This is a genomic window from Streptomyces monomycini (assembly GCF_022271435.1).
Classification (GTDB): domain Bacteria; phylum Actinomycetota; class Actinomycetes; order Streptomycetales; family Streptomycetaceae; genus Streptomyces; species Streptomyces monomycini.
In genome coordinates, this window is record NZ_JAFIQY010000007.1 from 220,881 (window position 1) to 234,717 (window position 13,837).

General features: G+C 71.5%; 8 protein-coding genes. 5 read left to right on the forward strand and 3 right to left on the reverse strand.

The window, feature by feature from the left end:
- Positions 1-59: 59 nt before the first annotated feature.
- The 3 genes from casA to JXZ78_RS12020 form a co-directional block, all read right to left on the reverse strand.
- A complete protein-coding gene (gene casA, locus JXZ78_RS12010) occupies positions 60-1,649 on the reverse strand; it encodes a type I-E CRISPR-associated protein Cse1/CasA (protein ID WP_308281003.1) in 1,590 nt (529 codons plus the stop codon).
- Between the two features lie 464 nt (positions 1,650-2,113).
- Positions 2,114-4,981, reverse strand: a complete 2,868-nt coding sequence (gene cas3 / locus JXZ78_RS12015; protein ID WP_238782977.1) for a CRISPR-associated helicase Cas3' — start codon at positions 4,979-4,981, stop codon at positions 2,114-2,116.
- Between the two features lie 1,661 nt (positions 4,982-6,642).
- Positions 6,643-8,028, reverse strand: a complete 1,386-nt coding sequence (locus tag JXZ78_RS12020; protein ID WP_275127688.1) for an NsdA family TPR-like regulatory protein — start codon at positions 8,026-8,028, stop codon at positions 6,643-6,645.
- Positions 8,029-8,311: 283 nt separating this feature from the next.
- Here JXZ78_RS12020 and JXZ78_RS12025 point away from each other — a divergent pair, with 283 nt between their 5' ends.
- The 5 genes from JXZ78_RS12025 (at position 8,312) to JXZ78_RS12045 (ending at position 13,778) form a co-directional block, all read left to right on the forward strand.
- Complete coding sequence (locus JXZ78_RS12025; protein ID WP_238782979.1) at positions 8,312-8,803, forward strand: RpiB/LacA/LacB family sugar-phosphate isomerase; 492 nt, start codon at positions 8,312-8,314, stop codon at positions 8,801-8,803.
- The gene (locus JXZ78_RS12030; RefSeq protein WP_238782980.1) at positions 8,793-9,998 is read left to right on the forward strand and encodes a DegT/DnrJ/EryC1/StrS family aminotransferase; all 1,206 of its coding nucleotides are present in this window, start codon (positions 8,793-8,795) and stop codon (positions 9,996-9,998) included. Before JXZ78_RS12025 ends, JXZ78_RS12030 begins: the two co-directional genes overlap by 11 nt.
- A 16-nt stretch (positions 9,999-10,014) precedes the next feature.
- Entirely contained in the window at positions 10,015-12,039 is a 2,025-nt protein-coding gene (locus JXZ78_RS12035; RefSeq protein WP_238782981.1) for a B12-binding domain-containing radical SAM protein, read from the forward strand.
- A gap of 47 nt (positions 12,040-12,086) precedes the next feature.
- A complete protein-coding gene (locus JXZ78_RS12040) occupies positions 12,087-12,821 on the forward strand; it encodes a nucleoside phosphorylase (protein ID WP_238782982.1) in 735 nt (244 codons plus the stop codon).
- 78 nt (positions 12,822-12,899) lie between these two features.
- The gene (locus JXZ78_RS12045) at positions 12,900-13,778 is read left to right on the forward strand and encodes a glycosyltransferase family 2 protein (protein ID WP_238782983.1); all 879 of its coding nucleotides are present in this window, start codon (positions 12,900-12,902) and stop codon (positions 13,776-13,778) included.
- Positions 13,779-13,837 lie beyond the last annotated feature (59 nt).

The window sequence follows — 13,837 nt, forward strand, 5'->3', positions numbered from 1 at the left end:
ACCGCATGCGGTGACGGGTGGTGGTGCGGTGGAGCGGGAACAGTGCGGGTGCGGTCGGGTCAGTCGGCCGTGGCCGGACGCAGCAGCGCCAGCAGCAGGCCGCGGGCCCGGCTGCGGGCCCGGGCCACGCGGATGTCGGCCCGGCTGACCCCGCCGACGGCCGCGTCCAGCGCGGTCAACGCCGTCTCCACGAAGGGCCGCAGGACCTCCGTCCCGGCCTGCTCGGGGACGGCCAGGCGCCAGAACGTGTCCTCGGCGGCCGGCCAGAACCGGTGCAGCGCCGCGGACGCCCACGGGCCGGGCTTGCGGCGATCGAGACGGACCTTGGCCGTCGGCGAGGCGTCCGCGGCCGGGGCGGCGGACAGCTTCCAGCCGACCATGGCGGCGAGCTCCAGCCGTTGCCCGGTGCGCTCGGCGGCCTCGTGGCAGCGGGCGATGTGGTGGGCCATGGACCGGTCGTTCTCCTCCTGCCACTGCAGCACCGGGGGAGTCGTCGCCTGGAACCAGACGCTGTCCTTTTGCTGACCGTCCTGGTCGAAGCCGTACGCCCGCACCCGTAGCGTCGGCCGCAGGGCCTTGGGCAGCTCTTCCAGGCAGGGCGGGCGCTGCGCGTCGATGCGGCTGGTCTTCAGCAGCAGCGCGTCCACATCGCGCCACAGCGCCCGGGCGCCGTCCGCCTCCCGCGGCTGGAAGCCGCCGTCCGTGCGCCGGTCCAGGATCTGGTACGGGTCGCGCACCCGATGGGGCCGTTCGTGGGTGGCCCAGGTGAGGTAGGCGTCGGTGACCGCGCGGTGATCCTCGGACGGCACCAGGAGGGCGGCGTGCCGAAAGCGGCCGGTCAGCAGCCGCCCCGGCCAGGTCAGGGGCTCAAGCGGCGCCAGCGGGGAGCGGAGGTCCTCCTCCCACGGACAGGCATCCTGTCCTCCTTCGTCCGGGGCCGTATCGGGGCGGGGCACGGCCAGCACCAGCGTGGTGAACAGCTCTCGCCCCCAGGGGAAGTACGACACGGATTTGCGCAATGGGGCCGCGTCGGTGCTGCCGGTGCGCTGGTCGGTGATGCGCCGGGGGGTGCACTGGCCCGACGGGCCGAAGAACAGCTGCGCGATCAGATGCCAGGCGGCCTCGGCCGCGGGGACCGGCGCCGGCGCGGCGTCGGTGAAGTGCCCGAACAAAATGGCGCCGTTGACGCCGGTCGGCCGCCCGAAGACGAGCTTGTTGACCCCCGACGGATTCGGCTCGCCGCTCGCCGTGACGCACTCCGTCGCCAGCCGCGGATCCTGCAGGAACGGCCGCGCGGCATCGAAGAGATCGAACCGGCCCGCCGGCACCGCCCCATCGAAGTACGCGTCCACCGCGCCGGGTTCGAACCTGCCGTGACGCAGGACCTTGTGTCGCAGCCGCAGCCAGTCCTGGAGGTTCTCCGCCGGCCCCGGATCGCCGAGCGTGACCCCGTGTGCGCCGGCGACCCGGGCCGTCACCGCGGCCAGGATGCGCAGCAGGCCCGCCGCGGCCGGTGCCACCGGCAGCTCCAGGTCGGTGATCTCGTGCGCCCGCTTGAAGACCCCGCGCAGCCCCAGCCGCAGCGGCGCACCGTCTGCTAAGCGCACCGGAATCCACGGCTCGTCCCGCAGATCGAACCCCCCACCCACCGCCGTCCCCTCTCACCGACGTATCGCAGCACAGCACACCCCGGACCAGGGCACACCGTCGTCAACGGCGGGACCGCCGCGACGTGTTGCACATCCAAGCACCCGCCACTGACAACGGGCGTCCGGGGCCGGGCCCCACGGCCGAGTGAACCAGAGCCGGCGATCGTCCGCAGCCCAATCAAGCTGAAAGACCGGGGAGTTAAAGAGGGGGGTCCGTACGTGAGGGCGGTGCCCGCGATGGACCGGATGGGGGGAACGAGCCGACGGCCGCCCGCACGCGCAGGTGCCGACGCTGCGTGCCGCGTCGGCTGCGGCGTATCGTGCAGCCGGGCGATGCCCAGTCCGCGCCTTCGTGTCACTGTTCCTCACCACCGTGGGGGTGTTCCGCTGAACGAGCGCGGACCGGTCCTCTCCGGAGCTCTCTCCCCGCCACCGTGGGGGTGCGCACTACAAGCCGACGCTGCCTACTGCCGTACCAGCCCCAGATCCTCGTCCAGGTAAAGCCTTTTGCCGCTCACCGCCACCGGCTGCGGCACCCCTGCCACCACCGGCTGGCACAGGACCAAGACCTCGCTGAGCAGCGGATGCTGCCCCCACGCGGCGGGCGGCGCCAACCGTTCCCGGTCCTCTCCCGAAAACCAGGTCCCGCGCACCGGCACCGTGCGGCGCATCACGGCACGGACCGCAGCCGCCGTGACCGCATCACCGGGGCCGGCCGCAGGCAGCGGCTCCTGGCCATCGAGGTCGAGTGTCGTGCGGCCGTCCGGATGCAGGTAGACGCACAGCAGCCGCACCGATTCCGCTCCCAGCCGGGTGGCGGTCTCCCACTCGTCCTCCTCGCCGGGCAGGCTGTGCAGCGCATGCAGACCACCCACCTGCTGCGCCCGGGGAATGACCACCAGGCCCGCCTGCCCGCGCTCGGCCAGCTCCTTGCCGCGATGCGCGCTCCAGGCCATACGACCCCGGGCGTCGAGGGCCTCCCAGTCGACGGGCTCCGCTGCCGTGCCGTGCACGGACTCCACCAGCGCCTGCACCTCGCCGGGAACCGCGACGGTGCGCCCGTCCAGGGCAGCGACGGCCGCGGACGTGGCGGCCAGGAGGTGTTCGGTATACACCTCGCCCCAGTGCCGCGGCACGCTGCCGCCCCCGGCCAGCGGATCCAGGACCACCAGCACCGGCTCCCTGGCCCAGGCCGGGCGACTGGGCCCGTCGGCCCGCGCACGGCGGGCCCACCAGTTCTCGTGCCGCCAGCACCGGCCGGCCCGCTGCAACAACAGTGCCAGTGGCGCCAGATCGCTGATCACCAGGTCGGCATCCAGGTCCAGCGACTGCTCGACCACCTGCGTGGCCACGACGATGCGGCGCACCGGCCGCGGCCCGGTGCGCCCCAGCCCGCCGGTAACCGACGCGGTGCGCCGCTCCCGCACCTCCCCGGGGAACCGGGCGTGCAGGAGCTGCACGTCACCACCGTCCTGGTGGGAGCGGTCATCGACGCGCGCCCGCAACGCCTGATAGGTCTCCTGTGCGTCGGCCACCGTGTTGCACACCACCAGGGCGACGCCGCCCTGGCCTTCGACGACCGGGGCCAGCAGGCACTCGATCACCGCCAGCCGGCGGCGCGCCGCGCGCCGCGTCGGCCCGTGGGTGACCGGCTCGACCTGCACCCGCAGCGCCATGTTCCGCACAACAGCCTGCGCCGTCTTGGCCTCTTGGGAAATCGCGGTGGCCCGCGGGCCACCGGCACCTGGTGCCGCGGCGGCATCCACATACAGCCAGCCCGGGTACGGCGCCGGGAAGGACAGCTGCGCGAGGCGATCCGTGCGGTGGCCGGCGCCCCGGAGATACTCCTTGATCAGCCGGTCGCTCACGGAGGCCGGCAAGGTCGCCGACAGCAGCACCACCGGAACCCCGTAGGCCCCCAGCCAGTTCAGCAGCCGCGCCAACAGCACCTGCATGTACGGGTCGTAGGCGTGCGCCTCGTCCACGATGAACGTCTTGTTCGACAGCGCCAGCAGCCGCAGGGCGTTGTGCCGCACCGGCAGCACCGCCATCAGCGCCTGGTCCACCGTGCCCACCGTGAACTGTGCCAGCAGCGGGCGCTTCGCCCCCCGCAGCCACTGCTGGGGCCGCATGTCCGCCTCCGCACGCTCCCGGCCCACGGCACGCTCGTCGCCGTCGCAGGTCACCACCGGCGTCCCCGCGGCCAGGTCGTCGTCGCTGTAGGCGTCGTTGAGCCAGGCCATACTGTGGACGAGCGTCAGCCCGGCACCATCACCCGCCTGCCGGCGCAGCGCACCTGCCACCCGCCCGTACATCTGATCACTCGTCGCCATTGTCGGCAGCAGGAAAGCCAGCCCCCGGGTCCCGAACGCGGCCGACACCACGCGCTCGGCTTCCAAAGCGGCCTCGCTCTTGCCGTCCCCCGGCGCCGCAGTGACCAGCAGGATCCCGCCCCGCCCGCCACGTCCCACACCAGAGGGCAGCTCTTTCATGACGGATCGCTGCAACGGGTTGGGCTCCCCGGCGATCCCGTACGCCTCCGAGAAGCCTCGCCGGGACAACTCCACCGGCGTCAGCCCGGCCTCGGCCAGCAGCCCCGCCGCATCCGCACAGGACCGCACGAAGTGTTCTTCCAGTGATGCCTCCAGGCTCTGCTGCCGGCGCCGCAGGTAGTCCGCCTGGCTGACCAGCCAGTCCGCCAGGATCACCACACCCGTCACGAGCACGGCCGCAGGCGCAGCGAAAGACTCCGGCTCCGCAGGCGCTCCCAGCAGACAGTGCACCGCCCGCACATGGGCCACCCGCTGCCGCTCCCACACGCCGGTACCCAGGAAGGGATCGTCGCCCCCGGTGTCATCCGGGCGGTGGAACCGGCCGTGATGCCCCCCGATGATCTCCGCGATCCGTGCCGCAGCCCCGTACTCGTCCTCCGTATCGAACCCCAGGGCGGCCAGGGCGGCCTCGGCCGCCTTCAGACCGGCCACGTCATGCCCCATCCGGTCGGCCGTCATCGTCCCGGCATCCGCACGGAACACCGGATCAAGGTGTGCGCGGCCGTGCCGGGAACAGAACTGGAAGCCGGACAGCTTGCCCACATCGTGCAACCCGGCACACAGGCCGACCGCCGCCCGCGCCGCTGCCTCATCATCGCCGACCCCCAGACCAGCCGCGATGCTGCACCGCTGGTTCGCCGACAGGTACTCGTCCCACAGATGCAAGGCCTTGGCCGCCGCATCCAGCAGATGCCGCACCAGCGGATACGGCGGCAACTGCGGATCCAGCCCCCGCGACTTCCCCCACAACGACTCGTTCGGCACGTCCTCCGCCCCCATGGACACCCCAACCCCTTCACTGCCTGGCGTCGCCGCCCCAGCGCAACCGAGTGTGCGAAAAAGCCAAGCACACCCCACTGACAGGGCCCCGCCCGACGTGTCGCGTGCGTGGCCCGCTCGGAACAAGGGACGGCAGACGTCAGCAGGCCACCATCCGCCCGGTCGCCGACGGTTGGGTCGTCCTGGCCTGGAGGGACCTTCGCACTGGGTAGGGCAGTGACACTGGGGAGCCGGCCCGGCCGGTGTTGATCGAGGACCTGCTGGACACGGATTACGAACGGAGCCCCTGTCGCCCGCGCGAGCCCGGGGACGAGAGCTCGACCCGGCCAAGACGCTGCTTGACCACCGGCGGATCCACTCGTTACGCATCCCGAGTCACCACGTGATTGCGACGTGCGGTGAGCTGCGTGACATCGCTGCGCAGTTGATGCACAAGGGAGAGAGCCCGGTGCATCCCCGCAGCGTGGCGTGGCACCCGGTTGGCCAGACGCCCCCCAATCCCTGCCGATACATCCATGCCGGCACACGATTGTGTGGGGTCAACGAAACGAGTCGAGAGCGCCGAATGGGCAGTCAAGAAGCAAGCTTCGCTTGTCGAATAACTAGTGCGTACGCAATAGCCATGTGAGAGGCTCACGCCAGTAGTAAGTTAACTGTGTCCGTGCACGATCGAAGCGCGTAGGCCACCGCAAAGGTGTGAGGAAAGCTATGCGGGGCTGTAACGGTCCGTGCCCGACAGCCGAGCCGCTGGCCCCGGGGACGCGTAGGACGTGCCCCCGGGGCTGGTGGGCACCCGGCCGCTGAGCGGCTGGCGAACCTGGTGGCGTCAACACCAGGTTCGCCAGCTACAGCAGGGCGTCCACGAACTTGGCTGCCACAGCGGAGACGAAGGCTCCGATGACGATGAGTGCCAGTTCGCGTCGGCCCAGCCGGTCGGCCAGGTTCCCTAAGCGGCGTCGCATCTTGCGCACCTCCGGTGATCGGCCCCGGACCCGGTGTCCGGGCGCGTGGTGGATCGGAGGCAGAGCAGGATGCCGCGCGAATGGAGCCTACGGTCAGCGGCGCCTGCCGTAGGCGGAAATCGTGAAATCTGCGGTCGGTATGCGCGGCAGAGGGCGCCGACGACGCTCATCGAAGTGTCCGGCGGCCGAGGACGGGCAGGTGGTCTTGTCGTCGTTGGTGCTTGCCTCGCAGTGGGACACGACAGCACCGCACCCGGCGTCTCACCCAGCGGCGACGCCGGGTGGACCGAACAACGGGGGCGTCTCGGCGAACTGGTCCCCACGGGGGCAGCCCGCCCCGTCGGGATCACTGCAGCGCAGCCGTAGCTGCTCCAAGTCGGCCGAGCTCGGACGGCTGGGTGTCTGTGCGAGCCTGTGCCCAGGGCCGCGTAGCGGGGGCTCCCGGCCGGGGAAGCTTGGAGTATGCGTCGGTGCGCGAGTCCGCTCCGTGCCCCGCCCGTAACAATCGCCGAGCCACCCTGTCGGTGCGGAAGGCCGAGCGGGACGGGTATCAGGAGGCTTGCCGATGCTGTGTGACGGTGCTGGGGTACGTCCGCAGGGCCCGGTCAGGTGCATCTGGGGCACCGGGAGGGACGCCTGCCACCACCCGGGGAGACGCGGCTCGCCGATCGGGCGCTCCTGTCGTTGACCAGATGGCCGTCAGGCCGCGACGTTCAGTTCGGTGCGGACGCGGTGGACGAAACCGCGGACAGCCGGCTCGTGGCGCCAGGGGGCCAGGGCGGTGGTGAACTCGCGGACGTAGTCGGTGGCCCGGGTGGACTGCACGCGGGCGAGGATGTCGACGGATTGGTGCCCGAGTGCGAGGCCGCGGTCCAGGTCGCGGGCCTGGAGGTGGGCGGTGCCGACGATGGCGAGCCGCATGCCGACCGAGCGGGTGAAGACACCCGGTGGCATGGCGGCGGCCTGCCGATTCCAGGCGAGGGCAGCCTCGGGGTTGTGCAGGTCCCGGAAGATCTCGGCCGCGTCGGCGGACAGCCGGGCGTGATGATAGAAGTCGATGTAGGCCGGATCATCCCCTTGCCGGGCGTCGGCCTGCCCGAGGAGGCATTCTGAGGCGGCCAGGGCCCGGGAGGCTGCTGGGGCATTGTTGTCTCGGGCGTGGGCGCGGGCCTCGATGAGTTTGGTGAAGGCCAGCACCCGTGGGACGGCTTGGGCCTTGGCGCGTTCGTGGGCGCCCTGGGCCATGTCGATGGCTTCGGAGACGAAACCGCGCAGGAGCGCCTGCATGGCCATGGTGGTCAGGATGTAGCAGCCGAGTTGTACATTGCCGCCGGCGCGGGCCAGACGCAGTGCCTGGATGAAGTGGCGCTGTGCGGCGTCATGGCGACCGACATCGAAAGCGGTCCACCCGGCGAGGCGGGACAGTTCCGCGGTGACGGAAAACAGCTCGCGGCCGACGGCGTCGGAGAAGGAGCCGCGCAGCAGGGGAGCGGAGCGCTGGGTCAGGCAGGCGGTGACGGAACTGGCCTTCCAGTTGCCGCCGCCGTACTTGGAGTCCCAGCGGCGGGCCTCGTCAGCGGACTCGCGCAGCTCGGCGAGGTCGGCCCGGCCGACCCGCCGGCCTCCGCTGTGATCGGCAGTCTGGTCGGCGGGGATGGCCAGCCAGCGGGTCACCGGAGTGGTGAAGGCGGACGCGGCGAAGCCGGATCCGGTCAGAAAATCGCGACGGTTCACGCTGCTCCAGAACGAGGTGGCGACACGGACCGCATCCGCACGGTCCCGGGCGAAATCCAATCCCACCTGAGCATCCAGTGTCTCGCCCTGCTCCATGCCGATGTCGGCGAGGGTCACGGGCCGGCCGAGGCGTTCGCCGACCGCCTGGGCGAGCAGGACGGGCACGGGCCACTTCGGGGTCACACCCCGCTGGGCCCAGTTGGCGAGACTGGTGTGGGAGTAGGAGGCCTGTATTCCGGCGTGGTGCGCCAACTGGTTCACGCGCAGAGCCAAGGACTTCTTGCTCGCGCCGCAGGCTTCGATGAGCCGGGCCAGTTCCGTGTTGGGCGGGCGGGCCCGGCGGTCAGTCATGGTCACCTGTTCCCCTTCCGGGGCAGCGCTGGAAAAGGCTTATGCGAAGAGACGGGGACAGTGGTCGGGCGCCGTAGGGCCTGATGATCAGGCCCGGGTGCCGAGAGTTGACCGAAGCGCGCAGGGTGCGCTGCCGAGGTTATTGCCCTGCAGGGTAGCGGTGAACCGCCGCTGCGAGCTGTGAGCCCTCGTGTGAGCCCTCCCCGGCGCGGCGGGCGGACGGTGAGATGTGGGCACAGGCCACCGGCGCGGTCCGGCGGCATCACGTGGGAAGGGGGCGCCGGTGGAACGGTTGCGCATTGTGGTCGGCTCCGATCAGGCCGGTCACGCGTACAAGGAAGCCTTGGCCGCGGATCTGCGGTCCAGTGTGCTGGTCTCGTCGGTGACGGATGTCGGCGTGGACACCCGAGGGGGCGCCGTCTATCCGGAGGTGGCGTTCGCGGCCGCGCAGATGGTCGCGGCAGGCGCGGCCGACCGGGGGGTGCTGGTGTGTCACACCGGCTTGGGCGTCGCCATCGCGGCCAACAAGGTCCGGGGAGTGCGCGCGGTGACCGCCCACGACCCGCTGTCAATCCGGCATGCGGTGCTCCACAACAACGCCCAGATGCTGGCGCTCGGGCAGGGCGTGGTCGGTCTCGGCCTGGCACGGGAGCTGGTCCGGCAGTGGATGACCTACCGGTTCGACGTGACCTCGTCGGCCGCGGCGAAGCTCGCGCTCATCACCGACTTCGAGAACCGCCCAGAGGGTCGCCAAGAGGACCGCCATGCCCACTGACCGTGCGACCGTGCCCCGCTCCCGGTCCCGCCTGCGGTGGCCGGTCGAACCGGCTCAGGGCGGCTGGTACACGGCCGCCGAGCACGCCGCAGTGGACGCGCTGCTGGCCGAGTCGGACGACTGGCGGGTCGGCTGGAAGGCCACCGTGGGCGTGGCCGCCTTCGAGGAGGCGTTCGCCGTCTACACCGGCAGCCGGTGCGCCGTCGCCTTCAACTCCGGCGGCACCGCCCTGGAGATGCTGCTGCGCTGCCTGCACCTGGGCCCCGGGGACGAGGTGGTCTCCTGTGCCGTGAACTTCGTCGGTCCGCACCTGGCCGTCATCGGTCAGGGCGCCCGCCTCGTTCTGGCCGAACCCGCGCTGCCCACGCTGAATCTTGACCCGGTGGATACCGAGCGGGTTCTCAGCGCCCGTACAAGGGCCATCGTGGTGACGCACTGGAACGGCGCGGTCTGCGACCTGCGCCCGTTCGTGGAGCTGGCCGCGCGGCACCCGCATCCGGTGCACGGCCCGCCCCGGGTGATCGTGGACGCCGCGCGGGCCTGCGGCGGCCGGTCCCCGTCCGGAGCCCGTGTGGGCGCCGAGGGCTGGGCCACGATGTTCTCCTTCGAGTCGAAGAAACTCATGACGACCCTCGGCCAGGGCGGCATGGTCACCACCAACGACGCCTTCCTGGCCGAGCGCCTGCGCCGGTTGCGCACCTACGGCGGCACCCAGGAATGGGGCACCAACCAGATGATGACCAAGGCGCAGGCGGCCGTCGGACTGGTCCAGCTCGCCCGCCTGGACGAGATGAACGACGCGCGCATCGCCCGTGCGCACCAGCGCACCACGCTCCTCTCCGACGTCGAAGAGCTGACACCGCCGCCGACCTTGCATGATCATCAGCACTTGTACTACCGGCACAACCTGCTCGTGCCCGAGACCTGGGCCGGCCGGGGGCGCGATGCGCTGATGGAAACCCTGGCCCGGGAGTACGGGGTCGGCAGCATCATCAGCGACCGGCCTGCCTACCTCTTCCACCGCCGGGTGCACGAGCACCTCCGCGGCCGGAACTGCCCGCGCGCCGAACGGCTCACCGACCGGTTGCTGTGCCCCTGCCTGCACCCACGGGTCCCCGCTGCCGACGAGCAGCAGATCACCGACGCCATCCGGCAGGCCACCGCCCAGGTCGCCCGCACGTACCCCGCACCGTGACCCCGAAGGACGACCGATGATGGCACGCCGCGCCCCTGCTTCGCCCCGCCCCGACACCCGCCCCGCCGCCCCCGGCACGTCCGCCGACCGCGCCGTACCCGCCCAGGCGGCCCCCGCGGCGGAGCACTCGGAGACCCCGCACGGCCCGTCCGCCAACACCACGCCCGACCAGCCCCGCACTCACCCGCACCGCCGTGAGGTACCGCACGCCCTCAGCTCCGGCCCGGCGTCGGTCCTCGATGAGGAGATCGCCAACCTGCACGAGACCCGTCTGACCGCCCCGTACCCGCGCAAGATTTCCGGCGGGCTGCTGCGCATGGTCTTCATGCTTCCGTTCGGCCACGCCTTCTCGCTGATGTGCAACGGGCCGATGGCTCTGTACGACCTGGTCAACCGCAGTCCCAACATCCCGGCCGTCGCCGAACGGGCCCTGCAGTACGACTGTCTCGTCCGGGAGGGCAACCGCCTCTCCACCCCGGACGGTGTGCCCTACCGCACGATCGAGTCGCCCCGTCCGGTGCGGGAGGCGGACATCGTCGGCATCTCCATGATCAACGCCGGGGATCTGCACAGCGTGCTGCGCCTGCTGGATCTGGCCGGGGTCCCCCGGCGCAGCCGCGACCGTGTTCCGGGCCGCCACCCGCTCGTCATCGGCGGCAACCAGGGCCTGGCCGACCCCGAACCGCTGGCGGACTACCTCGACGTGGTGGCCATCGGCGAAGCCGAACAGTCCCTCGCCGAGCTGCTGCACCTTGTCCATCGGGCCAAGGCCGCGCACCCCGCGGCTGGCACGCCGCCCGCGCGGGCGGCCCTGCTGCAGGACCTTGCGCGGGTGCCCGGGCTCTATGTGCCGGCCCTGTACGAACCGCACTTCGCTCCCGGCGGCGGCGTTCAGGCGCTGGGCCCCCGGAGCGTCAGAGTGCCGGCGCGCGTGCACGCCCAGTACCTCGGCGTCGGCGAGCTGCGCGACGCACACTTCGTCTACCCGATCACTGACGGGACGGCCGCCGGCATGCACCCGGTCATCGGCTGCCGCCACACCTGCTCGTTCTGCAACCTCGGCATCCCGCCCTTCCGGCAGGCACCTCTCCCACTGCTGCTCGCCTACATCGACCGTCTCGAAGAACTCCAGGTCCCCACCGTCATCATCAGCGCACCGACCTTCACCCAGTACCGGCACCGCCAACAGCTCCTGGAGCGCCTGCGCGCCTACGCCCACCGTGCCGCCGCCGCAGGCCGCCAGGTGACCACGATCATCGGTTCTATCCGGGCCGACGAGATCAGCGCCGACTATCTCGACGCCGTCACCGAACTGGGCGACTTCGGCCACCTGTTCACCGAACTGCACGTGGCGAAGGCGCGCGGCGTGATCACCATTGCCCCCGAGTGGGCCAGTCCCGACCTCGTCGCGCTGTACGGCAAGACCCAGACTCCCGCGCGCATCCACCGGGCCCTTGAACTGTGCCGGGCGAACGGGAACATCAACACGGTCATGCTTTACTTCATCCTCGGCGCCCCCGGCGAGCGCCCCGCAGACCGTCTCGCCATCGCCGACTACGCCGTGGACGTGCGGCGGCGGCTCGGTGCCACGGACACCAACGTGATCATCAAGCTGCACCAGTTCATGCCGAAGCCCGGCACGCCCACACAGCGTCTGGCGATGATGGACCCGGACGTGGTCCACGCCTACGGCGACCAGGTCCGCGACCGCGTCCGCGCGCTGGCCGGTGACACGGACTTCGCGGCGCACTACCGGGTGGAGCAGTTCGCCACCGGCCGGATGCACCTGGAAGTCGTCTGCTCCCGCGGCGACCGCCGCGTCGGCCACGTCCTGGAAGACCTCTACGACGCCGGCACCGACCTGGCGGAACTGACCAAGGACCAACTCGTCGAGGCGCTCGACCGACACGGCCTGGACTACGACCGGCACCTGCGGCACATGGACGATCCCGTCCTGCCGTGGCACGTCCTCAACCACGTCAACCGCACCGCCGAAGACCAGCTCGCCACCGCCCTGGCCGCACGAGAGGCCGCCCAGTGAGCGGCGACGGGCTTCTCCCAGGTCCCGGCAAACACACTCTCCCAGCGGTGACCGACCCCACGGAGCACGCCGCCTGGGTACGCTCCCGGCACCCGCATGCGACGCTCACGGGCCTGGCCGGCGTCATCCTCGTCTACCAGCGGACCGTCCTGTACGACGCTCAGGCCCGCTTCGCCGTGCACCCGCTCCCGGGGTGGGTCCGCGGGGACCTGGGACTGATCGAGCGCCACGGCGCGACGGTGGGCCTGTGCGGCGGCTTCGGCCCGGGCGCCCCCGCCGCCGGCCTGGTGCTCGAACAACTGATCGCGCTAGGTGCGCGCACGGTCATCACCGTCGGGACCGCGGCATCACTGCAGACGTCCCTCACAGCCGGAGACGTGGTGGTGTGCTCCCAAGCCCTGCGCGACGAAGGCCTCTCCCACCACTACCTCGCCCCCGCACGCTATGCCCGCCCCGCCTCCGCGCTGAGCCGACGCCTGCACCGGACCCTTCGCACCCACGGCTTGCCGGCACGCACCGGCGCCGCGTGGAGCACCGATGCGCCCTACCGGGAAACCGTGCAGGAGGTAACGTGGTACGGCGCCGAAGGCATCCTCGTCGCGGACATGGAGGCCGCCGCCGTCTTCGCCGTCGCCGAGCACCGGGGCACCGCGGCAGCGGCCACCTTCGTTGTCGCCGATGCGCTCGTCAACCGTCGGCCGCGCACCGACGCCCCGCACGTGCGTGCAGTGCTGGGCGGCGTGGTGCGGACCGCGATCGACACCTTGGCCCCGGCCCCCTGAACCGTCCGGCACAGGGGTGGCGTGCATTACGGTAAGGCGACCAGTAGGTGACGTTGCCGCTACCGAAAGATCCTGCCCGTGAGCACTGGCGCTTCCCGGCCGACCGTCGGCGCGGTCGTCCTGACCATGAACGACCGCCCCGATGAGGAACCGAGAAGCCTGGCTTCCCTCCTGGAGCAGGAGGACGTCACCCTCGACGTCGTGGTGGTCGGCAACGGTGTCGCCCCCGCCCACGTCCCCGACGGCGTACGCACCGTGGAATTGCCGGACAACGTGGGCATCCCCGAAGGCCGCAACGTCGGCGCCGCCAACGTCAAGGGCGACCTGCTGTTCTTCTTCGACAACGACGCCGTCTTGCCCGCCCGCGACGTGCTGGCCCGGCTCGCCGCCGAGCTCACCCGTGACCTTGCGCTGGCCTACGTCCAGCCGCGTATCGCCGACCCCGTCACCGGCGCTACCTTGCGCCGCTGGGTGCCGCGCCTGCGCTCCGCCGATGTGACGCGCCCGGGCATCGTGACGGTCATGGCCGAGGGCGTCGTCATGGTGCGCCGGTCGGCCTTCGAAAGCGCCGGGGCCTGGCCCGGCGCCTTCCGGCTCTTCCATGAAGGCGTGGACCTCGCCTGGCGGCTGTGGGACCGGGGCTATCGGGGCCTGTACCGGCCCGAGATCGTCGTCCACCACCCGGCTACCCATCCGGCCCGGCATGCCGAGTTCTACCGGCTCACCGCGCGCAACCGGGTGTGGCTGGCCCGCCGCAACCTCCCCGCCCCACTGATCCCGCTCAGCCTGGCGACCTGGGTGGTGCTGACCGTATGGCGGGTGCGCGGCTGGGACGCCTGGCGGGCCACATTTGCCGGACTCCGTGAGGGCCTGAGCGCCCGCCCCGGTGCGCGCTCACCCATGAGCTGGCGCACCGTGATCCGGTTGATTCGTGCGGGACGCCCCCCGATCTTCTGACCAGCGGGCACACGGGTACCCAGGCTGCACAGCGCCCGCATTCGACTGTGCTGCCGCCC

What these genes read in the sequence shown, in the direction of transcription:
- JXZ78_RS12035 (WP_238782981.1), top strand. Translation starts at nt 10,015, where the DNA reads ATGATGGCACGCCGCGCCCCTGCTTCGCCCCGCCCCGACACCCGCCCC.
- JXZ78_RS12020 (WP_275127688.1), bottom strand. Translation starts at nt 8,028, where the DNA reads ATGACTGACCGCCGGGCCCGCCCGCCCAACACGGAACTGGCCCGGCTC.
- cas3 (WP_238782977.1), bottom strand. Translation starts at nt 4,981, where the DNA reads ATGGGGGCGGAGGACGTGCCGAACGAGTCGTTGTGGGGGAAGTCGCGG.
- JXZ78_RS12030 (WP_238782980.1), top strand. Translation starts at nt 8,793, where the DNA reads ATGCCCACTGACCGTGCGACCGTGCCCCGCTCCCGGTCCCGCCTGCGG.